A 26,840-nucleotide genomic window follows, 5' to 3' on the forward strand; every position below is an offset into this window, starting at 1 on the left:
GGCCGCGCATCCGCCGATGGCTTGAATAAGCCCGCGGATGGCGCAAGGAGGAAGCGACATGGACGCCAAGACCACCACTGTTTCCAAGGGCATGACCGACGCGAGCGTGAAGTATCGCCCTTATCCCACGATCAACATCCCCGACCGCACCTGGCCTTCCAAGACGATCACCAAGGCGCCGATCTGGTGTTCGGTGGACCTGCGCGACGGTAATCAGTCGCTGGTCAACCCAATGGGTCACGACCGCAAGGCCCGCATGTTCAAGCTGCTGCTCGAAATGGGTTTCAAGGAAATCGAGATCGGTTTCCCTTCCGCGTCGCAGACGGATTTCGATTTCGCCCGCTGGTGCGTGGAAGAGGGCAATGTGCCCGATGACGTCTCGTTGCAGGTTTTGGTGCAATGCCGCCCGGAACTGATCACCCGCACCTTCGAAGCGCTGGAAGGCGCTAACAAGCCGATCATCCATTTCTACAATTCGACATCGGAACTGCAGCGCCGCGTGGTGTTCGGCAAGGATGTGCACGGTATCAAGCAGATCGCGGTCGATGCGGCCAAGATGATCACCGACATGGCGGCCAAGGCCGGCGGCGGCTACCGCTTCGAATATTCGCCTGAGAGCTTTACCGGCACAGAGCTGGAAGTGGCGCTGGAAATCTGCAACGCCGTCGTCGAGGTTGTGAAGCCGACGGCCGACAACAAGCTGATCTTGAACCTGCCATCGACGGTGGAAATGGCGACGCCGAACATCTATGCCGACCAGATCGAATGGATGTGCCGCAATGTCGACAATCGCGAAAACGTCATCATCTCGCTCCACCCGCATAATGACCGCGGCACGGGCATTGCGGCGACCGAGTTGGGCCTGATGGCGGGTGCGGACCGCGTTGAAGGCACCCTGTTCGGCAATGGTGAGCGCACCGGCAATGTCGATGTCGTGACGCTGGCGCTGAACATGTATACGCAGGGTGTGGACCCTGAGCTGGACTGCCGCGATATCGAGCGCATCAAGGCGGTCTATGAATATTCCAACGAGATGACGATCCCCGAGCGCCACCCTTACGTGGGCGAACTGGTCTACACGGCGTTTTCCGGCTCGCATCAGGACGCCATCAACAAGGGCATGAAGGCGATCAAGGTCGCCAATCATCCCGTCTGGGAAGTGCCCTATCTGCCGATCGATCCAAAGGATGTGGGACGCTCATACGAGGCGATCATCCGCATCAACTCGCAATCCGGCAAGGGTGGCATCGCCTATATCCTCCAGCAGGATTACGGCATCAACCTGCCGCGCAATTTGCAGGTGGAGTTCCGCGAGGATATCCAGCGCATCACCGATGAAGAGGGTGTCGAGCTGCCGGCCAAGCGCATCTATGAGCGCTTTATCGAGCGCTACGTGACGCAGCCGAATGCGCGCCTCAAATTCGTCGATCACCACACCTATCCGGCCGGCGATTTCAAGGGCGTGCGCATCGTTGCCGCCGAGATCACCGACAATGGTGAGGTGAAGCGCATTGAAGGCAAGGGGACCGGTCCGATCGACGGGTTCATCAATGCGCTGTCGGTTTATCTCGGCATTGATCTCTCGGTGAACGATTATTCCGAGCACTCGCTGCAGCACGGCTCGAATGCCTCGGCCATCGCTTATGTCGAGATGGAACATCCGGGCGGCAAGCTGTTCGGAGCAGGGGTGAATACGAATATCGTGGCGGCTTCGCTGGAAGCGATCGTTTCTGCGGCCAACCGGGTGCTGGAAGAGCGGGCGAAGTAAGGCTGGCGTTGAGGGTGGGGCAAAGCCCCCCCCTCTGTCCTGCCGGACATCTCCCCCCAAGGGGGGAGATCGACTCCCGGACAGGTCTCGCCCATCTCAACGTTTGTGAATGAAATGGCGGTAGCGCTTTCCGCTGATCTCCCCCTTGAGGGGGAGATGCCCGGCAGGGCAGAGGGGGTAAGCCGCACGCGCTAAGGTTTACTCCTCCGGGCTCTGCTCCGCAGGCCGCGAAAACCCCAGCGGCCGCCCGTTTTCATAAAATACCCTGATATCCTCAAGCGCGACACCCGTTGCCGTCTCATTGAGGCTGTGCCGTTCGCAGGTCACGTTCCAGGTGCCGGGACCGCCGGAGATGTTGAAGAGATTATAGGCCGCGCGCGGTTTTTCTCCACCGGGCCCCTGGCTGGCAGAGGCGATGCCGACCACGGGAATGTGGTCTTCACCATGGTGCGTGTTCAGCCAATAGACTGTGTTCAAATGTGTATGGCCATGCAGCACGAGCTCCGCACCGCCGACGCCTAGCGCCGCGGCGAAACGGCGTATGCCGATCATGCGCTTGTGCGTTGGGGCGGCGCCACGGATCGGCGGGTGGTGAATCATCACGACGCGGAACAGCCCCTGTTCCCCGGCTTTTTTCAACAGTTCCGCGGTGGCGCGCGCCTGCCGGTTGCCGAAATAGCCGGTGGCCGAGAAAGGTGGCGTCGCAATCGAGGTGGAGCAGCCGATCAGCGCGATGGGGCCGCGCACGCGCATATAGGGGAATATCTTGCGGTCGTCGTCCCACTCGGCAGGGTCGCCATCGCCACGAACATAGGGGTACCAGGCCTGCATGGCCTTGTCATGCGCGCCGGACACATAGGCGTCGTGATTGCCGGGAACGACGGAGGTCTTTTCGGGGTCACCCACCTCTTCCAGCCAGTCGGCGGCGGCGCGAATTTCAATGCCGGTCGCAAGATTGACGAGATCGCCGGTGATAGCCAGATGATCCGGTGATTTTGTCTCCAGATCGTCCAGCAGCTTTTCCAGCGTATCTGTGAAGAGATGCTTGCGGCGGTTGCGATGCCAGTTGACGAAACCGGTGATACGCTTGGATGCAAGTTCGCGAAAAGTGAGTTTTGGAAGTGGCCCCAAATGGACGTCTGAAATATGCGCAAGTTTGAACATGGCGGCAGAGATAACCTATGATATGCCGCACGTCCAACAAAAGCCGGCAGGCGGGGAGAAACAGGGTGAATGACGAGACAACCGGGCGGCAGGCCCGTCCGTTCCATATGCGCGTCTTCATTCGTTTGCTGCATTTCGTTTTTCTGTTCACGCGCGGCGCAACTCTTGGCGTGCGTGCCGCCTGCTATGATGGAACCGGCAGGATTTTCCTCGTCCGCCACACCTATCTGCCGGGCTGGTATCTGCCGGGTGGAGGGGTGGAGCGGGGTGAAACCCTGCTCGCGGCGCTTCACAAGGAAATTAGGGAGGAAGGCAATCTCGAAGCCACGTCAAAGCCTGAGCTTTTCCATGTTTATCTCAATCTGGAAGGCAGCAATCGCGACCATGTCGCGCTTTATCGGCTTGAGGTTACCCAGACCAAGCCGAAAAAGCCGGATCATGAAATTGCCGAAAGCGGCTTTTTCGATCTTTCAAATCTGCCCGAAGGAGTGACAGCCGCAACCCGCCGCCGCCTTGCAGAACTTGCCGGCGAGGCGGCGCTCGCCGATCACTGGTAGCAGTGTCCACCCTCGTCAGGAAAGCGAGTCGCGGCCATGGGCCTTTGTCAGGTCCAGCTCGGGGCCGATGGGCACGATGCCTGTCGGGTTGATGGTGCGGTGGCTGCGGTAATAATGTTCCTTGATATGGCGCATATCGACCGTGTCAGGCACGCCCGGCGTCTGGTAAAGATCGCGCAGGTAACCCGTGAGGTGCGGATAGTCGTGGATGCGGCGGATATTGCACTTGAAATGGCCGACATAGACGGGGTCGAACCGAACCAGTGTGGTGAACAGGCGCCAGTCCGCTTCCGTCTGCTCCGAACCGAACAGGAAACGGCGGTGCTTCAGCCGGTCTTCCAGCATGTCCAGCGTTTCGAAGACCTTGACCGCATTCTGCTGATAGGCATCCTGCGTTGTGGCAAAGCCAGCCTTGTAGACGCCGTTATTGACGGTGTCGTAAATCACGTCGTTCAACGCGTCTATTTCGGCGCGCAACGTCTCGGGATAATAATCGGTCTGCGAGCCGGTGAGGTCGTTGAAGGCGGAGTTGAACATGCGGATGATTTCCGCCGATTCGTTGGAAACGATGGTGCCGCGCTTCTTGTCCCAGAGCACCGGCACGGTCACGCGGCCGGAATATTTGGGATCCGCTTTGGTGTAGACCTGCCAGAGCGCGGATGAACCGAAAAGGTGATCCTCGGTCGCACCTGGCGTCCGCTCACCTTCAGGCTTAAATTCCCAGCCGTTTTCCAGCATCAAAGGGTCGACAACCGAGACCGAAACAAGCTCTTCCAACTTTTTCAGCTTGCGAAAAATCAGGGTTCGGTGCGCCCAGGGGCAGGCGAAGGAGACATAGAGGTGGTAACGGTCCTTCTCCGCCGCGAAGCCGCCTTCTCCTGAAGGGCCGGGTGCGCCATCCGCCGTTATCCAGTTGCGGAATTGCGAGGCGCTGCGCTTGAAATGCCCCTTGGTTTCCTTGGTGTCGTACCAGACGTCTTTCCATACGCCTTCCACCAGCATGCCCATGACGATCTCCTTGATTGTTTCCTTGGCGGCAATCCTACCTGTTTCACTCGTTGTCGCGAACCCGCAAGGCATTGAACAATGCGTTTCCGTGCTGCAGAGCTGGAATGGGGCGGCGACGAGATTTGTTCTGGACGGGTCGTTATTTTCCTGATAATTGCGATTTTCACAAATCTGAGGAAATTTTTGATTATGATCGAACTACGGATGCTCCGACGACGCTGACGCTCCTGAACGCCCTAACCGGCGCAGCCGTCATCTATTGTCGCATCCGCATTCTGGAAGTTTCGGTCTCTTCATGTCCAAGCACGATCTTGTCTACCTCACCGAGGACGCGTCGCACGACGCCATCATCGAAGTCATCAACGAAGAAGCATTTGGCCCCGGCCGGCACACCCGTGCGGCAGCACGCATCCGCGAGCAGGGTCCGCATGACCGGTCGCTCTCCTTCGTCTGCGCCGATGATGGCGAGACGATTGCCTCGGTGCGCATGACGCCGGTTCTGGCAGGCGATGTGAAGGGTCATATGCTTGGCCCGCTTGCGGTTCGGCCCTCTCACAAGAACAAGGGCATCGGCCGGGAACTCGTCCGGATCGCCATCGCGGCGGCAAGGCGCAAGGGCTCCGAAGCCGTGATACTGATCGGCGATCCGCCCTATTACATGCCGCTCGGGTTCGAGAAAGTCGCTTATGCGGCGCTTGATTTTCCGGGGCCGGTTGATCCGAACCGGGTGCTGGTCGTGCCGCTTGGCAATGACGTGCACCAGCGGCTGAAGGGCAATATCGGCTGGCGCAAATGCGAGGCCGTGATGCCGGCCGCGACAGTGGAAGATGAGGGTTTCGAGGCGCCTCTTCGGGTTTACGGGTGACGGGATATCCGAAGAGCTTTTTGCTTCTTAGCGCAACATAAGCCCCGTCATTCCGGCCTTGAGCCGGAATGCAGCCAGGTCAAGTCTTTGGGCTGAAATCTTCTTCCAGTAGCCTGTTTCGAAACAACGCGTCTCCCTCCACAGAATTCAATTCCGTTTCCTCCCCCCATACGATAGCAAGTGAAAGTCGGTTTTTGCGAAGGGACGAGGCATGACGGCAATCACCATGAATGATGCGCTGGAGCGCGCGGGCGCAGGCGCCTATCAGCGCAGGCTGATGGGCATATTCGGCCTCGTCTGGGCGGCGGATGCCATGCAGGTTCTGGCCGTCGGTTTCACTGCGGCCTCCATTGCCGCAACCTTTGGGCTGACGGTGCCGCAGGCGCTGCAGACCGGAACAGCGTTCTTTTTCGGCATGTTGCTGGGTGCTGCGGGTTTCGGACGGCTGGCGGACCGTTACGGCCGTCGCCGGGTGCTGATCGTCACGGTGGCCTGTGATGCCCTGTTCGGCGTGCTTTCGATATTCTCGCCGGATTTCACCATTCTGCTTGTCCTGCGCTTTCTCACCGGGGCCGCCGTGGGCGGCACGCTGCCGGTTGATTATGCGATGATGGCGGAATTCCTGCCCGCCAAGAATCGTGGGCGCTGGCTCGTCTTTCTGGAAGGTTTCTGGGCTGTCGGGACGCTGATCGTGGCGCTTGCAGCGTGGGGTGCCAGCCTTGCCGGTGTTGCCGATGCCTGGCGATATATCTTTGCCGTAACCGCGTTCCCGGCTGTCCTCGGCCTTGGCCTTCGCTTTCTCGTGCCGGAATCGCCGCTTTATCTCCTGCGCACGGGCCGGTCGGAGGAAGCAAAGGCCGTCGTCAACCGTATGCTGGTCACGAATGGCCGCGCTCCGCTCGATGCCGGGACAGGGCTTTTCCAGCCTGAAGTGTCCAAGGGGCAGGGGATATTTTCACCGGCGCTGCGCCAACGCAGCATCATGATCCTCTCAATCTGGTTTCTCGTTTCCGTTTCCTATTACGGCGTCTTCACCTGGATGCCGGCGAAGCTGGCGGGAGATGGCTTCGGTTTCGTACGCGGTTATGGTTTCCTTGTGTTGGTGGCGCTGGCACAGATCCCCGGCTACGCGCTCGCGGCCTATGGTGTCGAAAAGTGGGGTCGCAAGCCGACGCTGATCGGCTTCTGCCTGCTCTCCGCGCTCGGATGCCTGCTTTTCACGCTTGCTTCCGGCGGTGCGATGATTGCCGCCTCGCTTCTCATCATGAGCTTTGCGTTGCTTGGCACCTGGGGCGCTCTCTATGCATTCACGCCGGAACTTTACCCGACGGAATCACGGGCAACCGGCATGGGTGCCGCAGGGGCGATGGCGCGGCTTGGCGGCCTGATGGCGCCATCACTCCTCGGTTATGCCATTGCGCAGGGTTTTGGTGTCGCGATCGGCATATTTGCCGGGCTGCTGGTACTGGCCGCCATTGCGGCGACAATGATCAATGCGGAAACGCGCCAGGTGGCGCTGACATAGGGTGTCAGTGCGGGACGATGGCCTGACCCTTGAGGATCAGGCCATTCTGTTCGGCTTTATAGCGTCGTGTAATTCACCGGCAGCCAATCATAATTGGTGCTGTCGGTGCGCACATGACCGATGCCGGGGAAGGCGATATGCGCCCCTGCCACCAGATATTTGCCTTCCACCGCCTGTTTAAATGCCAGATCACGCGTGGCGACGGCTGCCTTCTGATCGACGTCGAATGCGACGGCGACATCAGGTTCATCGAACTGGAGGATATCGCCATGGGTAATATCGCCCCAGAAGACGATTTTCTGGCCGTTGCTTTCGAGAACGATGCCGCTGTGGCCCGGCGTGTGGCCGGCGTAAAGGACTGAGCCGAGACCGGGAACCGCCGCGGCATTGTCGCCGAACGTCTCGAACTTGCCGGCATCGATATAGGGCTGGATGCTTTCTTTGGCTTCGGCATAGCCCTTCTTCAGCGCCTCCGGTGCTGCCTTGGCCTTCGCCTCATCGAGCCAGAAAGCGGCTTCGCGCTTGTTCACGCGCAGGGTCGCGTTGGCGAAGACGCGCTTGCCATCCGCGGAGAGACCCCCGGAATGATCTGTATGGATATGGGTGAGAACGACGTCATCTATCTCATCCGCTTTGTAGCGCGAGGCTTCGATATTGGCGACGAGCCTGCCGAGGCTTGGGCCAAGATAGGAGCCGGTGCCGGCATCGATCAGCACCAGCCTGTCACCGGTGTTGACGAGAAACGCATTGACGGACGTAGGCGTCTCTTCCGGAAGGAACGCATCCTGAAGCGCCTTCGTCGCATGTTCCGTCGTGGTGTTGGTGTAGATTTTGGCAAGCGGCAGCGCAATGACGCCGTCCGAAAGCGCAGTAACTTCCACCTTGCCGACCATCAGCCGGTAGAAGCCGGGCGCCTGCGTGGCGACAAGCGGTGCCTTGGCAAATGCGACGGAGGGCGCAACAAAGGGGGCGGCGATGAGGGCGCTGGCGGCGCCTTTGAGAAGTGAGCGACGTGATGGCATTGAAGGCTCCTGGGTTTAGGAATGTCTTGAAACTTTCCGATCTCCAGTTAAGTGTAGGCAGGTTAGCAATCAAATCGATGTGACTTATGCAAACTATCGATCATTTCAATCTCCGTTCCTTCGATCTCAATCTCCTCGTCGCTTTCGATGCGATGATGGAAGAGATGAACGTCACGCGCGCGGCACGGCGGCTGAAAATCCAGCAACCTGCCATGAGCCATAATATCTCCACCCTGCGCACACTGTTTCAGGATGAGCTGTTCATTCGCGTGGGGCAGGAAATGAAGCCGACGGCGCGGGCGCTCAATCTGGCGGGGCCGGTGCGGCAGGCGCTGAGACAAGCGCAGGCGGCGGTGCTGACGGCTGATGTGTTCGATCCGGCGACCGAGCGGCGGACGTTCCGGCTCGGCATGTCCAGTGAGGTGGAGCTGCTGCTTTTGCCGGATCTGTCCGCGCGGCTGCGCGAGATCGCACCCGGTATCCGTATCCTTGCGCGCAACGGGCAACAGCAGGAAATCACCGCTATGCTGGATACGGGCGTGATCGACATGGCTGTCGGATGCACCTATTCGAAGGAGCAGCGGCACCATTGCGAACCGCTTTATTCTTCCAGCGTGCTCTGCTGCTTCAACCCGGCTCTGCTCGATCTGCCCAATCCCGTTGGACTGGACGCCTATCTGTCGGCCAAGCACGCGGTCATATCACAGACCGACAGTCTGCATGGCTGTATCAAGGACGCGCTGGAACTGACCGGACTGGAAATCGACGTCGTCGCCGCTGCGCCGGATTTTCTTTCCGTGCTGGCAACGGCGCGCTCCTCAGCCGTGCTGGCGACCGTGTCTTCGCGCATTGCTCAGCGTTATGCGCCCATGCTGGGACTGGAAGTGAGCCCGGTGCCGGTGACGTTGAATTTCCCGCCTGTCGCCATGGTCTGGACATTGCAGACCGATGCGGATGCGGGAGCCGTGTGGCTGCGTCAACAGATTCGCGAGACCATGGGACGCACGGTCGACAGCGAGGTGTCGGGCATCGCCGCCTGAAATTTGCGTGGCTGGCGCTCTAGAACCGTTTCTCCAGCCAGGTGATGGATTGGCCGCTGGAGAGTGGCCCAAGCGAACCGATCTTGGTGAAACCGTACCGCTCGTAAGTCCTCAGCGCATCCGGGTTCATCGTGTCGATATAGGCGCCCATACAGCCGCGCTTTTTCGCCTCGTCTTCGGCCATGGCCAGAAGTTTCGCGGCCGTGCCTTGTCCGCGCATCGTCTCCGGCACGAAAAGAAGCTGCACATAAAGCCAGCCGCGGGCGGTGTGGCCCACCAGGCCGCCGGTGACCTCATTGTCGTCATTGCGGATGGTGATGATAATGTCGCGTTTGTCGCTTTCGCCGAAACGAGCAAGATTATACGCCACCAGAGGATCGCGGATGGCTTTTTCGGCCTCTGGATCGGCGGCATCGCTTAAAACGAAATTCATGTTCATCTTCCCCGGCCGCCGGGCGGTGGCCGTTTCCCGTTTACGTGCCGAGACGAGGGGAAAGCCCCACGATCTTTGCTGGAACGCCCTTACCGGCCTTCACGCCACCATAGAGCGGAGAAGGCAAGCAGCAACGCGCCTAGCCCGGCGAAACCTGCAAAGAGCGGCAGGGTGTTGACGCCTTTCAGCACCGTCTCGTCGGTCATGCGTATCAGCATGCGATCCTCATCGGCAACCCTGATATCGCCGCGGACCGGCAATATATCCGGCAGTGCGACCCGGCCGGAATTATCGGCGACACGGTGCACGCTGCCTTTGGTGGCATCTGCCAGCGGCTTCAGCGTTTCGGTCGTTGAAATCATCGCCTTGAATTCGGGTGCGTCCACTGCGCCAACATGGACGAGGGTGGTGAAATCGCCGTTCTTGATTTCGAACAGGCCGGTCTCATCCATGCGGCGTTCGATCCTGTAGAGACCGGGCTCGCTGCTGGTGAAAGCCATGTTTTCGGTTTTGCCGGAAGGGAAACGCACGCTGGCCTGACCGGGATCGTCACCGATGGTCTGACGGGTGATCTGCAGGGTGCGTCCGTTGGCGCGCGCCGTCAGCGCCTCTTCCTCAAGCTCGGGTTCTTTCATCAGCCAGTGGGCGATGCGGCGGTAAAGCGCCACATGCGGGCCGCCGCCCTCATAACCACGCGCCCAGAGCCAACCCTGATCCGACAACAGCATGGCGACACGGCCTTCACCCTGGCGGTTGAGCACCAGCAGCGGGTCCTGACCATCGCCCAGCATCACGGTCTGGCCCTGCGGCGGGTCGACGCTGATGGTGCGGAACCAGCGGCCCCATTGGGGCGGCTCGTTGCCTGATCCCTCTAGCCCTCGGGTGACCGGGTGTTTCTTGCCCGCTTCCGAAAGGCGCGGGTAGAAGGCGGCCTGATGCACCTGACCGGTCGGCTGCGCCGGCAGCACGGAGGCCAGAGGCGTCATGGCGATTGAATCCTGACCGGCATGTTCCGGCCCGGCGGCAATCAGCAGCGCGCCGCCTTTTTCGACATATTGGGCGATGTAATCGTAATAGAGGATCGGCAACACGCCGCGATGCTGGTAGCGATCGAAGATGATGAGGTCGAAATCATTGATCTTCTCGACGAACAGCTCCCGTGTGGGGAAGGCGATCAGCGAGAGTTCGTTGATCGGCGTGCCGTCCTGCTTTTCCGGAGGACGCAGAATGGTGAAATGCACCAGATCGACCGAGGTGTCGGATTTCAGGAGGTTGCGCCATGCCCGCTCGCCGGCGTGCGGTTCGCCGGAGACGAGCAGCACGCGCAGGTTCTGACGGATGCCTTCGATCAGATGAACGGCGCGGTTATTGGCAACAGTCACTTCGCCCGGGATTTCGGCGACGGAAAATTCCATGACATTGTTGCCGCCGCGTGGGACCTTGAAGCGGAACGGCGTCGGCTGACCGGGTGTCGCCTGTAGGGTGGCGATCTCTTCGCCATTCATCTTCACCGTCACCTCAGCCGCGCCACCGCCTGCCGGGCGTCCGTCATCGAAGACGCGCAGCGTCAGTTGCTGTTCCTCATTGACGATGCCGAAGCGCGGGGCGCGAACGATTTCGATACGGCGGTCGAACTCATCAGCCTTGCCCGTGATCAGGCCGTGCACGGGCGCGCGGAAGCCGAGCGCCTGCTCGGCGTTGGGCAGGGCATTGGGAATATCGTGAATCTGGCCATCGCTCAGGAAGATCGCGCCACCCACGCGGGAAGGCGACACATCGGAAACGGCGGAGGACAAGGCCGAAAAAAGCTGGGTCGAGGGCGAATCGCTCTCGCCATTGTCGCGCACTTCAACGATGCGCGGCTCGATGCGGGGGAAACGGGACAGCCGGTCTTTCAGCGCATTGAGCGCCGTATCCGTCATCTGCGGCCGGTCCTGCACGTCCTGGCTCTGCGAACGATCGACGATGACGGGGACGATGGTGGAAAGCGGCTCGCGCTCCTCCTGCGTCAAAAGCGGATTAGCGATGGCGGCAAGCAGGGCGGCGAGCGCGAGCCCGCGCAGCCATGCGCCACGCACGCCGCGCCACAGGCCGATGAAGGAAAGGAGAAGTGCTGCGACGGCCAGAACGGCGATCACGATCCATGGCAGGAAGGGGGCGAAGGTCAATGTCATGTCACTGCCCCAACCGTTCGAGAAGTGCCGGAACGTGGACCTGATCGGCCTTGTAGTTGCCGGTCAGCATATACATCATGATGTTGACGCCGGAGCGGAAGGCATGTTCGCGCTGCATCTCGTCAGGCGGAACGGTGGGCAGAACCGGTGCGCCCTGCGCATCGACGGCCCATGCGCCGGCGAAATCATTGCCGGTTATCATGATCGGCGTCACGCCGTCCCCGGAGGAGGAGAGGCCGGAGGTGGTCTTGGCGGCACCCTGACGCGATTCCACCCAGAGCGGCGAGCCATTGTAACGGCCGGGGAAATTGGTGAGCAGGTAGAAGGAACGCGTCAGGACGTGATCCTCCGGCACGGGCTCCAGCGGCGGAATATCGATATTGGCGAAGATCGCCTGCAAACGCTCGCCATTGGCGCTGGTCGCGCCGGTATCGAGCGAGGAGAACTGGTCACGCGTATCGAACAGCACGGTGCCGCCGGCGCGCATATAGGCGTCGATGCGCGAGATGGCGGCGCTGGACGGCATGGGCGCGGAGGCCGAAACCGGCCAGTAGATGATTGGGTAGAAGGACAATTCATCCTTGGAAATATCGAGGCCGACAGGCTGCCCGGGCTCCAGCGTCGTGCGCCAGGTCAGGAATTCGCTCAAACCCTGCAAACCCTGTTCTGAAATGCGGTCGACATCGTCTTCGCCGGTGCGGACATAAGCAAGATGGGTGGTGTCCAGCCGCTCGAATATCTGCTCGTCGCCGGGTTTGGGATCGTCGGCACGAGCATCGGTTGGCGACACCGCGGCAAAGGCGCCGAGGGCGAGGAGTATGCTCGCGGCCGTGGCGCTTCTGGCTTTCGGCAGGCGGGCAAAGGCACCGTTCATGAAAAGCACGATCAGGCTGTCGGCAATCAGCATCAGGAAGGCAGCGATGAAGAGGGCGGGACGCAGCGATTTCGCGGTTTCGCCGATCAGCGCTTCACTTGACGTGCTGACACCGGCGGCCGAGGTATCGAGCGCGCGCAGCGTCGCACCTGCCGGCAGAAGATTGAGAGCCACGAAACCATCCTCTGTGCCGTAAAGGCCGGGGGGATTGTCGAAACCGGTGCGCGGAAGCTGGCCCGCGCGCATTTCCAGCGGCCGGGCAGTGCCGATTTCGGCAGATAGCGCGCCTTCCGCCGTCAGCAGCCGGAAGGGTGGTAGAGCGGCGGCCGGGGCATTGGCGGAAGCCGAAGCGCCGCCCGCCTTGGACAATTGCACGATACGGCGAAGCATATCGACGAAGTGGCCTGATATCGGCAGGTCGGACCAGCTGGCCTCGGCGCTGACATGGAACAGCACGATGCGGCCTGCCTCGACGTTGCGGGTGGTGACGAGCGGCGTGCCATCGGCGAGGCTTGCCCAGGTGCGTTCGGCGAGGTCCGGTGTCGGCTCGGCCAGAACCTGACGTTTGACGAGAATGCCATCGGCTTTCGGCATGCCGGCGAAAGCGCCGAATGCAGGGAAATCGGCAAGCGGTTGCGGTTCAGCCCAGGAGAGTGCGCCGCCGAGCGCGCGTTCGCCCTGTCTCAGCGTCACCGGCACCAGCGGGTCGTCGGCGGGGGCTGCAGCAAGGCGTGGCCCGGCGAAGCGGATCAACGTGCCGCCGCCCGCAAGCCATTTTTGCATCGGCTCATATGTTTCCTGCGGCAGGCGGCCGATATCGGCCATGACAATGACGGAGGGGTTGGATTGCAGGATTTCCGGGATGGCCTGCGCCAGATCGGCCTGCCGCTGCGGAATGAGATCGACGAAGGGCTGAAGTGCGCGGCTGATGTAATAAAGCGGTTGCAGCAGCGGCTGGAAATCATTGCCGGTTTCGCCTGCCAGCAGCGCCACGCGGCGGCGGCGGAAGCCGTCATCGAGAAGATGCACTGCACCCGCCGTGGAAACACCTTCAAGGGAAAGACGGGCGAAATCGTTGCGCAATTCGAAGGGTGCTTCCACCGTTGCCGTTGTTTCAGCCTGGCCGGGGGCGAAGGTGGCGATGCCATTGGCGAGGATGCGGCCCTGGCTGTCCTGCGCGTTGACCGTCAACCGGGCAGCTTCCGCAGTATCGAGCCTTGAAAGCGAAACGCTCATGGCGTCGGCATTGTTGGTTGCGCCCGTTATCGCGGCAATGGCCTTGCCGTCGCCGCTGACGATACGGAATTCGGCTGGTGAAAGACTGGCCAGCGTTTTCAGGGCGCTTTCGTCCTGCGCCGTCTGCACGCCATCAGCGATATAGGCGAGGGTGCCGGGGGTCGTGCCGTTAAGCGCTTCGGTGATGGCTTCGGCCGTACGGACACGATCGGGCACGAGCGGCTTCGGTTTTGCCGCTGCCAGCTTTTCCAGGGCGACCGCTGTCGTTCCGGGTACGGCGTCATGTTCGGCATCGGCTGTAAAAGCGATGGCGACGGGGCGCTCGGCACGCTCTGCATCCCCGATCACGGCTTCCGCGGTCGCCACGCGCCGCTCCCAGTCGGGCGCAGACGCCCAGCTATTGTCAACCACCAGCACCAGCGGGCCGCTGCCGGCGATGCCGCTGTTGCGTGGATTTACCACGGGATCGGCGAGAGCAAGAATCACGGCGGCGGCAAGCGCCATGCGCAGCAAGGTGAGCCACCACGGGCTTTTCGACGGCGTTTCCTCGCGTTTCAACACCGTCGCCAGAATCTTCAGTGGCGGGAAGACCTCTGCCTTGGGGCGCGGCGGGGTCAGCCGCAGCAGCCACCAGATGGCAGGCAGCGCCAGCAAGCCGAAGAGGATGTAGGGGCTGGTGAAGACGAAAGGCAATGCGCTCATCGGCGGCCACCGCCTTGCCCACCGCCCTGTGCCGGCGCGCCGGAGAGATACATGTGCATGGCGACCAGTGCCTCGGAAGCAAGATGGTCGGTGCGGTGGAACACGAAGTTCCAGCCAAGACGGCGCAGCGATGAGGACAGCGCCTCGCGCCTTGCGAGATAGGCGCGGGTATAGTCTTCGCGAATGGTCTCGGCGCGGCCGGACACCAGTTTTTCGCCGGTTTCCGGATCGCTGAATTCGGTGCGGCCGGAATAGGGGAAGGTTTCTTCGGCCGGGTCGGCAATTTCCACCACGTGGCCGCGCAAGCCCCGCCGTGCGAGCGGTGAAATGCGCTCCATCACGGCCTGTGCATCATCGAGAAAATCACCGATCAGCACGATGTCGCTCGCGCCACGGATCATGCCCGTTTCCGGCATGCCTTCGGTCGGCGGCGCATGCATGATCGCGGTGGCGAGCCGTTCGGCAGCATTCCGGGCCGAAACCGGTTCCATGATACCGGGGCAGCCGATGCGCTCGCCGGAGCGCGCGAGGATTTCCGCCAGCGCCAGCATCAGCACCAGGGCCCGGCTTTCCTTGGAGACGGAACCGAGGGTCGATTTGAACATCATCGACGGTGACATGTCAGCCCAGAGCCAGATGGTGTGGGCCGCTTCCCATTCGCGGTCACGCACATAGGTATGATCGTCGCGGGCCGAACGCCGCCAGTCGATACGCGAGAGACTTTCGCCTTCGGCATAGGGGCGGAACTGCCAGAAATTTTCGCCGATGCCGCGCTTGCGGCGGCCATGCCAGCCAGCGGTGACGGTGTTGGCGATGCGCTTTGCCTCGACCATGCAGTCCGGCACCAGGGCAGCGCGCTGGCGCGCGCGCGCCAGAACTTCGCTACCCGGCGTCTTGTCTACGATCTGGCCGATGGATGCCACATGCAGTCCTTTCGCGAACGTCGCTTCAGTTCTTCGCCTGCTCCACGAGGGCAGCGATGACATCGCGCACCGACATGCCTTCGGCGCGGGCCGCAAAGGTCAGCGCCATGCGGTGTTCCAGCACCGGTTCGGCCAGCGCATAGACATCGTCAAGCGAGGGCGCGAGCCTGCCTTCGTAAAGCGCACGCGCACGGGCCGTCAGCATCAGCGACTGGCCGGCGCGCGGACCGGGACCCCAGGCAACGTTCTTATCGGTCAACTTGTTGCCGTGGCCGGGGCGGGCGGAACGGACGAGCGATAGAATGGCGTCCACCACCTTGTCGCTGACCGGCATCTGGCGGATGAGCGCCTGTATCTCCATCATTCGGGGCGCATCGATGACGCCGCGTGCTTCGCCCGAGGCGGTGCCCGTGGTGTCGAGCAGGATTTGGCGTTCGGCGGCAAGTTCGGGATAACCGACATCCACCTGCAGCAGGAAGCGGTCGAGCTGGGCTTCGGGCAACGGATAGGTGCCCTCCTGTTCCAGCGGGTTCTGCGTTGCGAGAACGTGGAACGGCTTCGGCAGCTCATAGGTCTGGCCGGCCATGGTGATGTGGTATTCCTGCATGGCCTGCAGCAGCGCGGACTGCGTGCGCGGGCTGGCGCGGTTGATTTCATCGGCCATCAGCAACTGCGCAAAAACCGGTCCCTTGATGAAGCGGAACGAGCGGCGGCCGTTTTCGTCCTGGTCCATGACTTCGGAACCGAGAATATCTGACGGCATCAGGTCCGGTGTGAACTGAATGCGGTTGGCGTCGAGGCCGAGCACGGTGCCGAGTGTGGTGACGAGCTTGGTCTTGGCAAGGCCGGGAACGCCGACAAGAAGGGCATGGCCGCCGGAGAGGATGGCGAGAAGCGTGTTCTGCACCACCTTTTCCTGGCCGAAGATAACCTTGGAGACTTCCGCGCGGATCGCCGCAATGTCGGACAGCGCCTTTTCGGCCGAGGCGATGATCGCCTTTTCATCGAGGGTTTCGCCGGTATTCATCACGCCCATGTCGCTCTCCTCATACCTTCGCCGCTGTCACATTTGCATTCCGGTTTTGCTGGCCGCCAGCCGGAACGGATTTTGCGCTGCATATAGCTTATTGCTCTCTTGGCCGCTGACAAGCGCCATTCGAATGACTATGTCGTGACTTAGTATTTCCTTATCGGCAAAGCGAGACTCGAATATGGCAGCGGAGACGATAAATTCGGCTGATGATGCGGCTGGCCTTGCGGCGTTGATTTCCCGCGCCGCGGAACAGACCGGTGACGCCAGGCGCGGACCGGCCCCGGTGGACCGCTGGAATCCACCCTTTTGCGGCGATCTCGACATGGAAATCCGGGCCGACGGCACCTGGTTCTACCTCGGCACGCCCATTGGCAGGGCGCCGCTGGTGCGGCTGTTTTCGACCGTTCTGCGGAAGGATGAGGATGGCAAAACCTATCTTGTAACTCCTGTGGAAAAAGTCGGGATCCGGGTCGTCGATGCGCCTTTCGTCGCCGTGGAAATGAAGGTGACGGTGGGCGAGGAGGATGGGGAGCCTGTGCTCACTTTCCGGACGAATGTTGGCGACGTGGTAGAGGCGGGGCGGGAGCATCCGCTGCGGTTTGAAATTTCGGGCGAAAACCGCGAGTTGAAGCCCTATCTTCTGGTCCGCGGCCGTCTGGAAGCGCTTGTCTCGCGAGCCGTGATGTACGACCTCGTCGCCCTCGGTGAAGTGATCGAGGTAAACGGCGTCGACATGTTCGCGGTGCGCTCGGGCGGCGTCGTTTTTCCAGTCATGCCCGCCAATGAACTGGAACGGCTTTCGCAATGACGATCACGACAATAGGCCTCAAGGCTTTTACTGCCAGCGACTTCCGCCGCCGGGTGCTGCAGGAGGGCGAGGGCGTGGCCGAGCGCGAAAATGGCGACCATGTCCTCAATCCGGGCGTGGTGCTGTCCGGGAACGGCATCAAGCTGAAAGACGCCGCCGTGCTGGTCCCCGTTATCGATGACGGCAATGATGCCCGGGTGATCTTCACCCAGCGCACCTCCACCTTACGCAAACATTCAGGCCAGATTTCCTTCCCGGGAGGCGGTATCGACGCCGAGGACCGCACGCCGGAAGAGGCAGCATTGCGCGAAGCGGAGGAGGAAATCGGTCTGTCCCGGTCCTTCGTGGAAACTGTGGGGCGATTGCCGGATTATATCTCCGGTACGGGTTTCCGGATAAAGCCGGTGCTGTCCGTTGTTCGGCAGGGCTTCGACCTCACGCTCAATCCGGCGGAAGTGGACGAAGTTTTCGAGGTGCCGCTGTCCTTTCTGATGAACCCTGAAAACCACGCGCGCGGTAGCCGCATCTTTCAGGGGAAGGAGCGGTTTTTCTATGAAATGCCCTATGGCGAACGCTACATTTGGGGCATTACGGCGGGCATCGTCAGGACGATTTACGAAAGGTTTTATTCATGAACAGCCTTGCCGGCCAGGACTGGTTCGAAAAACCGGCACTGAAGCGCATTTTCGCGCTTTTGAATGCCGATGGCGGCGAGGTGCGGATCGTCGGCGGCGCGGTGCGCAACGCGCTGATGGGCCTGCCGGTGGTCGATATCGACATGGCCACGACGCTGACCCCTGACGTGGTTGTTGCGCGGGCCAAGGCCGCGGGCATCAAGGCGGTGCCAACAGGCATCGAGCATGGCACGGTAACGCTGGTCATCGACGGTGAAGGTTTCGAGGTGACGACGCTGCGCCGCGATGTGGAGACCAATGGCCGCCACGCACAGGTGGCCTTCGGCACCGACTGGCAGACCGATGCCGAGCGGCGCGATCTCACCATCAATGCTCTTTATGCCGATGAAAAGGGCGAGATCATCGACCTTATCTACGGGTTGCCCGATATCGAAACCGGAACCGTGCGCTTCATCGGCGATGCGGCGACGCGAATTTCGGAAGATTATCTGCGGATTCTCCGCTTTTTCCGCTTTTTTGCCCATTATGGCTCTGGCCGCCCGGATGCAGATGGCTTGCGAGCCAGCGCACGGGCCAAGGACAGGCTGGCGACGCTTTCGGCCGAGCGGGTGTGGAGCGAGTTGAAAAAGCTGCTTTCGGCCCGCGATCCTTCCCGCGCCCTGCTCTGGATGCGGCAATCGGGCGTTCTAACGGAAATTCTTCCCGAAACCGAGAAATGGGGGATCGACGCCATTCACGGTCTGGTCGCGACGGAGCAGGCTCTTGGCTGGGCGGTGGATCCAATGCTGCGGCTTGCCGCGATCGTGCCGCCGGATGGCGAGAGGATGGCCTCTCTGGCCGCGCGGCTGAGGCTGTCGAAGGCAGAAGCTGCCTACCTTGCCCATTGGGCCGCGGCCCCGCCGGCAGATCCCGAACTGAAGGAGACGGCGCTCGACCGGCTGCTTTATCGTCAAGGTGTTGAAGGCGTGAAGACGCGGCTGAAACTCGCGCTTTCCTCCGCTCGTGCCGATATTTCGGCCGGCGAGACAGCCATGCAGAAGGCTGCGCGGTTTTCGACACTGCTGGCGAGGGCGGAGAAATTCCAGAAGCCCGGATTTCCGTTAAGCGGTGCAGACGTGATGGCAGCGGGCGTCGCGGCCGGTCCGCAGGTCGGCGAGGTGCTGAAAAGCCTTGAGGAAAAGTGGATCGACGTCAATTTCTCGCTTGACCGGGCAGCGTTGACCGCCCGGCTTAAAGAGATGCTTCAGAACTGATATTGCCAGAGCGCTGATACTACGGTTTAAGCCGCATTCGCCTCGTCGCGGATGCGGGCCTTGATGTTCTCGATCATATTTTCGCGGATAACGGTTTCGCCGTGGGCCGAGCGCATATGCTCCACCGTGCGGCGGACGACTTCAGCATCGTCATCTGCGCGTGTATGCCAGGCGCAGCCCGGCACGAGCGTTCCACATTCAAAAAGTCTCATGGTCTTGCCTCCCTGCTTCAGAAAAAGGCAGCATTGAAGTGACGTGCTGCCCTTCCGTTATGAAACAAAAGTCCGCCGCTTATGTTCCAAAGCGGCGTCCTTGAGCGCTGATACCGGACTTATTCGGGCATCGCCCAGCACTGGAAAACGGAGGACGTCCCGGCTGGCGGGATTTTTGTGCTGGGTCGTTCGTCGTTATCCGCGCGCTTCACGGCTTTTCCGGCGAGCGTGCGTTTCACCTGTTCGACATAAAAGGAATGCGGCAGTTCGCGATCGCCTGTTGAGCGCATTTCGGCGGCCAGGCGGTCAATCAATGCGGTGGTATCGATGGATTGCGATGCTCCCTCGGCGGAAGCAGAAATAGGCATGCTGTTCGAAGTAATCATGACGATAGCTCCTCCAGTACGTCTGCGGGAGGAGACTACCACTGCCTTGATTTTTCCATAAGTCCTAATTTACGCTATTTGCGACAAAATGGCTGATAAGCGTCAAATTTGCGTGAGGTTTTCACGGCCAGCGCACCACCGGCGGCAGGGAGGACAGGATCGATTCGACGTTGCCGCCGGTCTTCAGTCCAAAGATGGTGCCGCGATCGTAGAGAAGGTTGAATTCCACGTAGCGGCCACGGCGAATAAGCTGCTCGTCGCGGTCCTCTTCCGTCCAGTTCTGGTTGAAATTGGCGCGGACGATTTTCGGATAGACCAGATTGAAGGCCCGGCCGACATCCTGCACGAAGGCGAAATTGGCGTCCCAGCCGCCATTTTGCTCTTGCGGATGCAGCCAGTCGAAAAAGATGCCGCCGGTGCCGCGCGGCTCGTCGCGGTGCTTCAGGTAGAAATACTCGTCGCACCACGTCTTGTATCGTGGATAGTCCGCCACGGGATGGCGGTTGCAGGTGATCTCGAAGGCGCGGTGGAACAGCTGGGTATCGGCGTCCTGTTGCGTCCGCCTGCGGCCAAGCACCGGCGTCAGGTCCGCGCCGCCGCCGAACCAGTGGCTGGTGGTGACCACCATGCGGGTATTCATATGCACGGCCGGCACATTGGGATTGACCGGATGGGCGATGAGCGACAGTCCCGATGCCCAGAAGCGCGGGTCTTCTTCCGCGCCCGGTATCTGCTTGCGGAATTCCGGTGAAAATTCGCCGTAGACGGTGGAGGTGTGCACGCCAACCTTTTCGAAGACGCGCCCTTCCATCATAGACATCTTGCCGCCGCCGCCTTCACCATTGTCACGCAGCCAGTCTTTCTGGACGAAACGGCCCGGTTCCTGATCGGACAAGGGGCCGGTCAGTTCGTTTTCCAGGGTTTCGAAGGAGGCGACGATGGTGTCGCGCAGATGCTGGAACCATGCCTGGGCAACGGCCTTCTTGTCTTCAATGTCCTCGGGCAAGCCCTTCGGCAAGATCGGCCGTTCCATGTCTCATTCTCCTGCGGTGTAGTCTGTCATGCCGCCTCTAGCAGGTGTTTGCGCCGCGCACAAATTCGACTCGCCAAGTCAGCGTGTCGACACTATCTTTAAAGACGTAGGTGCCAGAGGTGAATATCATGACGAAATTTACCGGACCGCCGCCCCTCGACGGGCTGAAGCGCAGAATTGCCAATCACCGCAGGGAGCGCGACAGCGCCGGCGGCGAACAAAAGCGTGAGGGCATGTTCGTGCGGCAAACGTTTTGTCTGGGACGCGAAGAAGCCCGCGCCAAGGCCCGAGAATGGTTCGACAGCTTTCCCAAGGCCGCTTACTGGACTGAAGTGGAAAGCTGGCGGCAGCTGGAAGGTGACCGCATCGAATTCACCATGCGCCGGCTTCCCTCGGCAGACTGATTTTTAGAGTGCTTTCGTCTTTCCGTACCGAAAAACCGGGCGACGCTTCCTGAAATCCTCTAGGCGCGCGGCTCGGCGTATCGCAAACGGCTTTCGATCAGCACGCCGCTTTCATCCAGAATGGGGTGCGCCACCGAAACGATATGGGCGTTGATACGCTTGAGGTCGCGCAGCATGTCGAGATGCAGCGAGCTTGTCTGCATGCTTTCCGTCAGTCCATCGCGCAGCCGCTCCAGATGGCGGTTGGAGGATTGTTTTTCGAGGCGGCGAATATCCACCTTGCTTTCCATCAGCCTGCGGGCAAGTTCGAAATCGCCGGTCACCAGAATGCTCTGGGCGGCGCGCAGGTTTTCGATGGTCATGTCGAACAGGGTCTTCAACTCCTCATAACCGTCATCGGAAAATTTGAAGCTGTTCAGCACCTTCTTGCGGATCTGTTCGCAAATGCCCTTTTCGATGATGTCGCCGATATGTTCGAGGTTGATGGCATAATCGATGATTGCGATCGAACGGCGGGCATCCTCATCGTCAAGCCCCTTGCGGCCGAGCTGGGACAGATAGACCTTTACTTCCTGCTGGCGGCGGTCGACCTTTTTTTCGAGCAGGGATATTTCGGCAAGCGGCGCCAGGTCGTTGTGCTTGAAGGCGTTTTCGGCGCGGATCAGCATTCGCTCGATGCTGTCGCCGACGCTCAGGACCTCCCGCGTTGCATTGGCCAGTGCCACCACCGGCGTTGCCAGCGCCTGTTGATCGAGGAAATTCGGGCCGTCTTCGGCTTTCGGATCACCGGGAACCAGCTTCGCCATCAGATCCGAGATGAGGCCCGAGAAGGGCCATGCGAGCGCGGCCAGGATGACGTTGAAGATGAGATGGGCGTCGACCGGCAGTTTCGCGGGTGAAAGCGGCAATTGCTGCAGAAACTCCGCGCCATAGGAGGCGAGCGGCAGGGCGATGAGGCAGCCAGTGGTGCGCACCGCGAGATTGCCTATGGTGATGCGCCGCGCCGAGGCGGGGCCGGAAAGCGTGGCGATGACCGGAGGAATGGCGCCGCCGAGATTGGCGCCGAGAATGAGGACGATGACGAGGCCGGTGGAAAGCGTTCCGGTGGCCGCAAGCGACAGGATCAACACCACCACGGCAAGGCTGGAGGAGGAGACGAAGGCAAGCACCGCGGAGAAAATCAGCGCAACGGGCCAGGCCCCGTCGAGCAGGCCGATAAAGACGGCAAGCGCGGGCGAGGCGCGCATGGGCTCGGTCGCGCCGCTCAGCAGATGCAGTGACAAAAGCATCAGGCCGATGCCGATCAGCGCCGTTCCGCCGCCCTGCCTGGCGTTGGAGCTTCCCTTCTTGAGCACGATGCCCGCGAGGATCAGAAGCGGTGACAACCATTCGACGCCCGCCGCCACGATCCACGCGGTCACGGCGGTGCCGACATTGGCGCCAAGCAGCACGACCTGTGCCATGCGCGGCTTGATGAGATCACGTTCGGCGAAGGAGGCGACGGTGAGAGCGGTTGCCGTGGAGCTCTGCAGCGCGACGGTGGCGAAGAAGCCGGAAAAGAAGGATCGGGGCCCGTTCTGGGTGCCGGTGGCGAGTACGCTCCTCAGTTTCATGCCAAAGGCACGGGTCACGCCATCCTTCACCTGGGCGAGGCCGAAGAGCAGCAGCGCGACCGCGCCGAGAAGATTGACGATGACAATGGTGGACTGCATGCGACGTCTCCACACACCCGCCGGCGGACCGTCTCGGCGAGGGCGATTTTTATTGTCCGGCTAATCAGTATAGGAGCGTGAACGCCTCCGGTACAGGCCGGGTTGCGACAGTTTCGCGGCAAAAACGGCCAATTTTCAAATTTGCCTGAAAAATTGGCTGTAAAGATGGCAGGTCAGGACCATGAGGTCTGGCGCAAGGCCTCGCCGGTGACCATCGCAGCCGACATCGCAACGTTGATCGAGCGCTGCCCGGCGACCATCGGAATGATGATTCGCTCATCCGCCTTTTCATGCACGTGATCAGGCACGCCCGCACTTTCGCGGCCAAAGAGCAGGATATCGTCGGCACGATAGGTGATATCGGTATAGGGCTGGGCTGCCTTGGTGGAGGCGAGGACGAGCCGCCGGCCGGTGGTTGCCCGCCATTCCTCGAAGCGATCCCAGCTGACATGGCGCGTGAGGGCCGCCGCCGCAATGTAGTCCATGCCGGCCCGTTTCAGATTGCGATCCGAGATGTCGAAACCTGCGGGTTCGATGATGTCGACGCCAAGGCCAAGGCAGGCGGCCAGCCGCAGGATGGTGCCGGTATTGCCGGGAATGTCGGGCTGGTAAAGGGCGATTCTGATTTCGGTCGTGGTGCCGGACATGGAGATCTCACTGCGGTTGCTGTGCTCGTCCGATTATCACGCGCAGGCAAGGGACGACAGGCAGTTTGCGAAAAGTCCCTCTCGGGTGCCATTCCAGACCGGATATTCATGCGCGTGACACACTGGGCGGCTACCCATTCACCAGTACATCATCAGGCTTGCCCGAACCATCGGGAACGGTTGACGTCGGCCTACTTGAGCCGGATCTTCTGCACGCAGCAACAGGGGGATAGCATGTCCGAACGGGTGAATTTCGTCCATCTGACCGATCTGCATGTGGGCAATCCGCAGGTGCAGGATGACGATCTTTATTCAGAGACCTCGGCCACGCTTTCCACGACGCTTGCGCAGATCAAGGCGCTGGTGCCGCCGCCCGAATTCATCGTCGTCAGCGGCGATCTGACCAATCGGGGCGATGCCGGCAGCTATGAGGAGCTCAAGCGTCTGATAAAGGAAGCGGAACTCGGTATGCCTGTGCTTTTCGCGCTCGGCAATCACGACCGCCGCGATGGATTTTATCCCGTGATGCTCGATCGCCACGAGGATCTGGACGAGCCCTATGACCATGCCGAGGTGATTGCCGGCATTCACATCATCGTCATGGACACCAGCGTTCCCGGCAAGGTTGGGGGGGCTTTCGAACCCGGACAGGTCGAATGGCTTGAGGATGAGCTGGAAAACCATCCCGAATTGCCGAAGCTGCTGGTGATGCACCATGCGCCGGCGCTTGATTTCGACCGTCCCGATGCGGAGTGGGAATCCCTGTCCTTTGACGATACCGAGATTCTGGACGAGCTGCTGTTCGAACATGACGTCATTGGTATTCTGGCAGGCCACATCCATTACGACCGCATGTCACACTGGCAGGGCATTCCCATCGTGGTCGGTATCGGCCAGCATTTCGCGACCGATCCTCTGTGGCTGCATGAGGGCGTACGCATGCTCTCCGGCGCATCTTTCGCCATCGGCACGATAAGGGATACGGGTCTGACCGTTACCTTTGCCCCGCAGCCCAGCGACCGTCGGGAACTCAAGCGCCATACTCAGGCCGGAATGATCGAGTTGATCACGGAATATGAGAGTGGTCAGGCGCAGGACGCAGCCGAATAAGGCGGTGCAGCACGGCAGGCGGTGGTCGGAAACCTTTGCGGGTAAATCCGTCCCTTTGTGCTACTCGAACATCTCGAGTTTTCGAGCGTGTCGGTGTCTTTCCGGCTGGTCATTGCTTAATTTTTGCGCTACAAGGCCATATCTTCAACACCAGCCAAGGGAGGTTCTTATGCCAAATGACATTCGTATTCGCCTCCCGGCCCCAGTAGTGCTGCTGCTGGCCTAGGTGTTACTCTGCGGCTCGGCCGCGTTTCCCTTATTCCGATTCGTCATGTGGCTGTCACGGCCATGTTCAAAGACTTTTCCGTTCCGTCGTGGGCCATATTGCGTCCGCTTACCTTTGACGACGGGGCGATTTATTGCCGGAGCTTGGCCTATGTTTGGCTGGTTTGAAAAACGTCTCGATCCCTTTCCGTCTTCGACGCCTTCCGTGCCGCCGAAGACGCTTCTGCCGTTCCTGTGGCATTATGTGAAGCCCGCCTGGCCGTGGCTGCTGCTGCTCGGCCTGATGTCGATGGGCATCGCCGTTGCGGAAGCGATGCTTTACAAATTCCTCGGCAATATCGTCGACTGGCTTTCCACGGCCAATCGCGAGACGTTTTTTGCCGATGAGGGCTGGCATCTGATCATCATGGCCGGGCTGGTGCTGTTTCTGCTGCCGCTGATGGGCGCGATCCACACCATGACGATGCACCAGACGCTTGCCGGCAATTTCGGCATGATTGCGCGCTGGAAAATGCACCGTTTCCTGCTGCGCCATTCCATGACGTTTTTCGCCAATGAATTTGCCGGCCGGGTTTCGACCAAGGTCATGCAGACGGCGCTGGCGATCCGCGAAGTGGCACTGAAGGTCATCGACGTCTTCGTCTACGCGATCAGCTTTGTCTTTTCGATGCTGTTCATGGTCGCGGCTGCCGATTGGCGACTGGTTATCCCCCTTTTGGTCTGGCTGGGTATCTACATGGGTATACTCGCCTATTTCGTGCCCAAGCTCGGCCGGCTGGCGCAGGAGCAGGCCGATGCGCGCTCCATGATGACGGGCCGGATAGTCGACAGCTATACGAATATCTCGACGATCAAGCTGTTTTCCCATGCGGGCCGCGAGGAGAGATACGCGCGTGAGGGCATGAACGTGTTTCTCGGAACCGTTCACCGCCAGATGCGCAAGATTTCCGGCTTCAACATCCTGATCGACCTCAACAATGCGGTGGTTCTGTTTTCAACGGCCGCGCTCGGTCTCTATTTCTGGATGCAGGGTTCGGTGACGGCTGGCTCCGTCGCCATTGCCATCAGCCTTGCGATGCGCGTCAACGGCATGTCGCAGTGGATCATGTGGGAAGTCACCTCACTGTTCGAAAATATCGGCACGGTCTATGACGGCATGTCGATGATGACGAAACCGCACGATATCGTCGATGTTCCGAAGGCTCCGGAACTTGCGGCCCCGCAGGGCGGCATCCGCTACGACAACGTCCGCTTCCACTATGGCAAGAACAAGGGCGTGATCGACGGGCTGACGCTCGACATCAAGCCAGGCGAGAAAGTTGGTCTTGTCGGTCGTTCGGGGGCGGGCAAGACGACGCTGATGAACCTGCTGCTGCGTTTTTACGATCTGGAAGGCGGCAGGATCACCATCGACGGTCAGGACATCTCCAAGGTGTCGCAAGACAGCCTGCGAGAATTGATCGGTGTCGTGACGCAGGATACGTCGCTGCTGCACCGCTCGATCCGCGACAACATTGCCTATGGTCATCCGGAAGCCACCGACGAGCAGGTGATTGCGGCAGCAAAGCGGGCCAATGCCTGGGATTTCATCGAAACGCTGGTCGACATGCATGGTCGCCAGGGCCTCGATGCCCAGGTAGGTGAACGCGGCGTGAAACTGTCGGGCGGCCAGCGCCAGCGTATCGCAATTGCGCGCGTCTTCCTCAAGAACGCGCCGATTCTGGTACTTGATGAGGCGACCTCGGCGCTCGATTCAGAAGTCGAGGCGGCAATTCAGGAGAACCTGTTCTCGCTTATGGAAGGCAAGACGGTGATCGCCATCGCCCACCGTCTCTCGACGCTGACCGAAATGGACCGGCTGATCATTCTGGACAAGGGCCGGATTGTGGAAGCGGGCAGCCATGCGGAACTGGTGGCAATGGGCGGCATTTACGCCGATCTGTGGCGGCGCCAGTCCGGCGGCTTCATCGCCGATCACGAGGCGGAAGCGGCCGCGGAGTAAGGAAAGACGAAGGGCGGGAAACAGGGTTCCCGCCCTCCGTCTTTTATTCCCGCCTTTTTCATTCTCGGAACGTTACCGAAATATAATCT

General features: G+C 60.7%; 24 protein-coding genes. 11 read left to right on the plus strand and 13 right to left on the minus strand.

The features are described 5' to 3' along the window. Positions 1–58 precede the first annotated feature (58 nt). On the plus strand, positions 59–1,768 hold the full coding sequence (gene leuA, locus FHW77_RS05715) for a 2-isopropylmalate synthase (RefSeq protein ID WP_004443011.1): 1,710 nt from the start codon (positions 59–61) through the stop codon (positions 1,766–1,768). A gap of 198 nt (positions 1,769–1,966) precedes the next feature. Here the strand turns inward: leuA and FHW77_RS05720 are convergent, their stop codons facing one another. After that, positions 1,967–2,932: a metallophosphoesterase family protein gene (locus tag FHW77_RS05720; protein ID WP_004443010.1), complete on the minus strand. Its 966-nt coding sequence runs from the start codon at positions 2,930–2,932 to the stop codon at positions 1,967–1,969. Positions 2,933–2,997: 65 nt separating this feature from the next. Here FHW77_RS05720 and FHW77_RS05725 point away from each other — a divergent pair, with 65 nt between their 5' ends. Continuing rightward, positions 2,998–3,489: an NUDIX domain-containing protein gene (locus FHW77_RS05725; RefSeq protein WP_004443008.1), complete on the plus strand. Its 492-nt coding sequence runs from the start codon at positions 2,998–3,000 to the stop codon at positions 3,487–3,489. A 15-nt stretch (positions 3,490–3,504) separates the two neighbouring features. Here FHW77_RS05725 and FHW77_RS05730 read toward each other — a convergent pair whose 3' ends face one another. After that, on the minus strand, positions 3,505–4,497 hold the full coding sequence (locus FHW77_RS05730; RefSeq protein ID WP_004443005.1) for a glutathione S-transferase family protein: 993 nt from the start codon (positions 4,495–4,497) through the stop codon (positions 3,505–3,507). A gap of 295 nt (positions 4,498–4,792) precedes the next feature. Between FHW77_RS05730 and FHW77_RS05735 the strand changes: the two genes are divergently transcribed. Together FHW77_RS05735 and FHW77_RS05740 are read left to right on the plus strand one after the other, a co-directional pair. After that, positions 4,793–5,362, plus strand: coding sequence for a GNAT family N-acetyltransferase (locus FHW77_RS05735; protein ID WP_004443004.1), 570 nt, complete (start codon positions 4,793–4,795; stop codon positions 5,360–5,362). Between the two features lie 211 nt (positions 5,363–5,573). Then, on the plus strand, positions 5,574–6,887 hold the full coding sequence (locus tag FHW77_RS05740) for an MFS transporter (RefSeq protein ID WP_034498759.1): 1,314 nt from the start codon (positions 5,574–5,576) through the stop codon (positions 6,885–6,887). A 56-nt stretch (positions 6,888–6,943) separates the two neighbouring features. On the opposite strand, the gene FHW77_RS05745 is transcribed toward FHW77_RS05740, so the two are convergent. Continuing rightward, positions 6,944–7,909 carry an MBL fold metallo-hydrolase gene (locus FHW77_RS05745; RefSeq protein WP_004443000.1) on the minus strand — a complete coding sequence of 322 codons (966 nt, stop codon included), beginning with the start codon at positions 7,907–7,909 and terminating at the stop codon, positions 6,944–6,946. Positions 7,910–7,995: 86 nt separating this feature from the next. Between FHW77_RS05745 and FHW77_RS05750 the strand changes: the two genes are divergently transcribed. After that, the gene (locus FHW77_RS05750; RefSeq protein ID WP_004442997.1) at positions 7,996–8,949 is read left to right on the plus strand and encodes a LysR family transcriptional regulator; all 954 of its coding nucleotides are present in this window, start codon (positions 7,996–7,998) and stop codon (positions 8,947–8,949) included. 19 nt (positions 8,950–8,968) lie between these two features. Here FHW77_RS05750 and FHW77_RS05755 read toward each other — a convergent pair whose 3' ends face one another. The 5 genes from FHW77_RS05755 to FHW77_RS05775 form a co-directional block, all read right to left on the minus strand. Beyond that, positions 8,969–9,382 (minus strand): GNAT family N-acetyltransferase, encoded by a 414-nt coding sequence (locus tag FHW77_RS05755; RefSeq protein ID WP_004442995.1) that lies wholly within the window; start codon positions 9,380–9,382, stop codon positions 8,969–8,971. Positions 9,383–9,471: 89 nt separating this feature from the next. Continuing rightward, entirely contained in the window at positions 9,472–11,556 is a 2,085-nt protein-coding gene (locus FHW77_RS05760; RefSeq protein ID WP_004442993.1) for a membrane protein, read from the minus strand. Between the two features lies 1 nt (position 11,557). Further along, on the minus strand, positions 11,558–14,368 hold the full coding sequence (locus FHW77_RS05765; RefSeq protein ID WP_182590359.1) for a DUF4159 domain-containing protein: 2,811 nt from the start codon (positions 14,366–14,368) through the stop codon (positions 11,558–11,560). Continuing rightward, positions 14,365–15,291, minus strand: a complete 927-nt coding sequence (locus tag FHW77_RS05770; protein WP_004442988.1) for a DUF58 domain-containing protein — start codon at positions 15,289–15,291, stop codon at positions 14,365–14,367. Before FHW77_RS05770 ends, FHW77_RS05765 begins: the two co-directional genes overlap by 4 nt. Before the next feature lie 25 nt (positions 15,292–15,316). Then, complete coding sequence (locus FHW77_RS05775) at positions 15,317–16,327, minus strand: AAA family ATPase (RefSeq protein WP_004442986.1); 1,011 nt, start codon at positions 16,325–16,327, stop codon at positions 15,317–15,319. Between the two features lie 175 nt (positions 16,328–16,502). Between FHW77_RS05775 and FHW77_RS05780 the strand changes: the two genes are divergently transcribed. The 3 genes from FHW77_RS05780 to FHW77_RS05790 are packed head-to-tail and all read left to right on the plus strand — an operon-like array spanning position 16,503 to position 19,020. Beyond that, positions 16,503–17,132 (plus strand): DUF1285 domain-containing protein, encoded by a 630-nt coding sequence (locus FHW77_RS05780; RefSeq protein WP_004442985.1) that lies wholly within the window; start codon positions 16,503–16,505, stop codon positions 17,130–17,132. Then, positions 17,129–17,767, plus strand: coding sequence for an NUDIX hydrolase (locus tag FHW77_RS05785; protein ID WP_004442984.1), 639 nt, complete (start codon positions 17,129–17,131; stop codon positions 17,765–17,767). The genes FHW77_RS05780 and FHW77_RS05785 overlap by 4 nt, the downstream gene beginning before the upstream one ends. After that, positions 17,764–19,020, plus strand: a complete 1,257-nt coding sequence (locus FHW77_RS05790) for a CCA tRNA nucleotidyltransferase (protein WP_004442983.1) — start codon at positions 17,764–17,766, stop codon at positions 19,018–19,020. Before FHW77_RS05785 ends, FHW77_RS05790 begins: the two co-directional genes overlap by 4 nt. A gap of 26 nt (positions 19,021–19,046) precedes the next feature. On the opposite strand, the gene FHW77_RS05795 is transcribed toward FHW77_RS05790, so the two are convergent. The 3 genes from FHW77_RS05795 to hemF all read right to left on the minus strand — a co-directional run bounded on the left by FHW77_RS05795 (position 19,047) and on the right by hemF (position 20,651). Then, positions 19,047–19,232 (minus strand): DUF1059 domain-containing protein, encoded by a 186-nt coding sequence (locus FHW77_RS05795; protein ID WP_004442982.1) that lies wholly within the window; start codon positions 19,230–19,232, stop codon positions 19,047–19,049. A gap of 119 nt (positions 19,233–19,351) precedes the next feature. Beyond that, positions 19,352–19,618: a hypothetical protein gene (locus FHW77_RS05800; RefSeq protein WP_004442981.1), complete on the minus strand. Its 267-nt coding sequence runs from the start codon at positions 19,616–19,618 to the stop codon at positions 19,352–19,354. Between the two features lie 121 nt (positions 19,619–19,739). Further along, the gene (gene hemF / locus FHW77_RS05805) at positions 19,740–20,651 is read right to left on the minus strand and encodes an oxygen-dependent coproporphyrinogen oxidase (protein ID WP_004442979.1); all 912 of its coding nucleotides are present in this window, start codon (positions 20,649–20,651) and stop codon (positions 19,740–19,742) included. Positions 20,652–20,779: 128 nt separating this feature from the next. Here hemF and FHW77_RS05810 point away from each other — a divergent pair, with 128 nt between their 5' ends. Further along, on the plus strand, positions 20,780–21,055 hold the full coding sequence (locus FHW77_RS05810) for a hypothetical protein (RefSeq protein WP_004442978.1): 276 nt from the start codon (positions 20,780–20,782) through the stop codon (positions 21,053–21,055). A gap of 59 nt (positions 21,056–21,114) precedes the next feature. Here FHW77_RS05810 and FHW77_RS05815 read toward each other — a convergent pair whose 3' ends face one another. Both FHW77_RS05815 and FHW77_RS05820 read right to left on the minus strand, forming a co-directional pair. Continuing rightward, positions 21,115–22,767, minus strand: coding sequence for a Na/Pi cotransporter family protein (locus FHW77_RS05815; protein ID WP_004442976.1), 1,653 nt, complete (start codon positions 22,765–22,767; stop codon positions 21,115–21,117). A gap of 173 nt (positions 22,768–22,940) precedes the next feature. Beyond that, entirely contained in the window at positions 22,941–23,414 is a 474-nt protein-coding gene (locus FHW77_RS05820; protein ID WP_004442975.1) for a tRNA (cytidine(34)-2'-O)-methyltransferase, read from the minus strand. Positions 23,415–23,648: 234 nt separating this feature from the next. Here FHW77_RS05820 and FHW77_RS05825 point away from each other — a divergent pair, with 234 nt between their 5' ends. Next, positions 23,649–24,524 (plus strand): phosphodiesterase, encoded by an 876-nt coding sequence (locus FHW77_RS05825; RefSeq protein ID WP_004442973.1) that lies wholly within the window; start codon positions 23,649–23,651, stop codon positions 24,522–24,524. Positions 24,525–24,900: 376 nt separating this feature from the next. Beyond that, positions 24,901–26,751: an ABC transporter ATP-binding protein gene (locus FHW77_RS05830; protein ID WP_004442971.1), complete on the plus strand. Its 1,851-nt coding sequence runs from the start codon at positions 24,901–24,903 to the stop codon at positions 26,749–26,751. Positions 26,752–26,840: the final 89 nt, after the last annotated feature.

Origin of the sequence: Agrobacterium sp. RC10-4-1 (genome assembly GCF_014138475.1) — a bacterium.
Taxonomy (GTDB): domain Bacteria; phylum Pseudomonadota; class Alphaproteobacteria; order Rhizobiales; family Rhizobiaceae; genus Agrobacterium; species Agrobacterium pusense.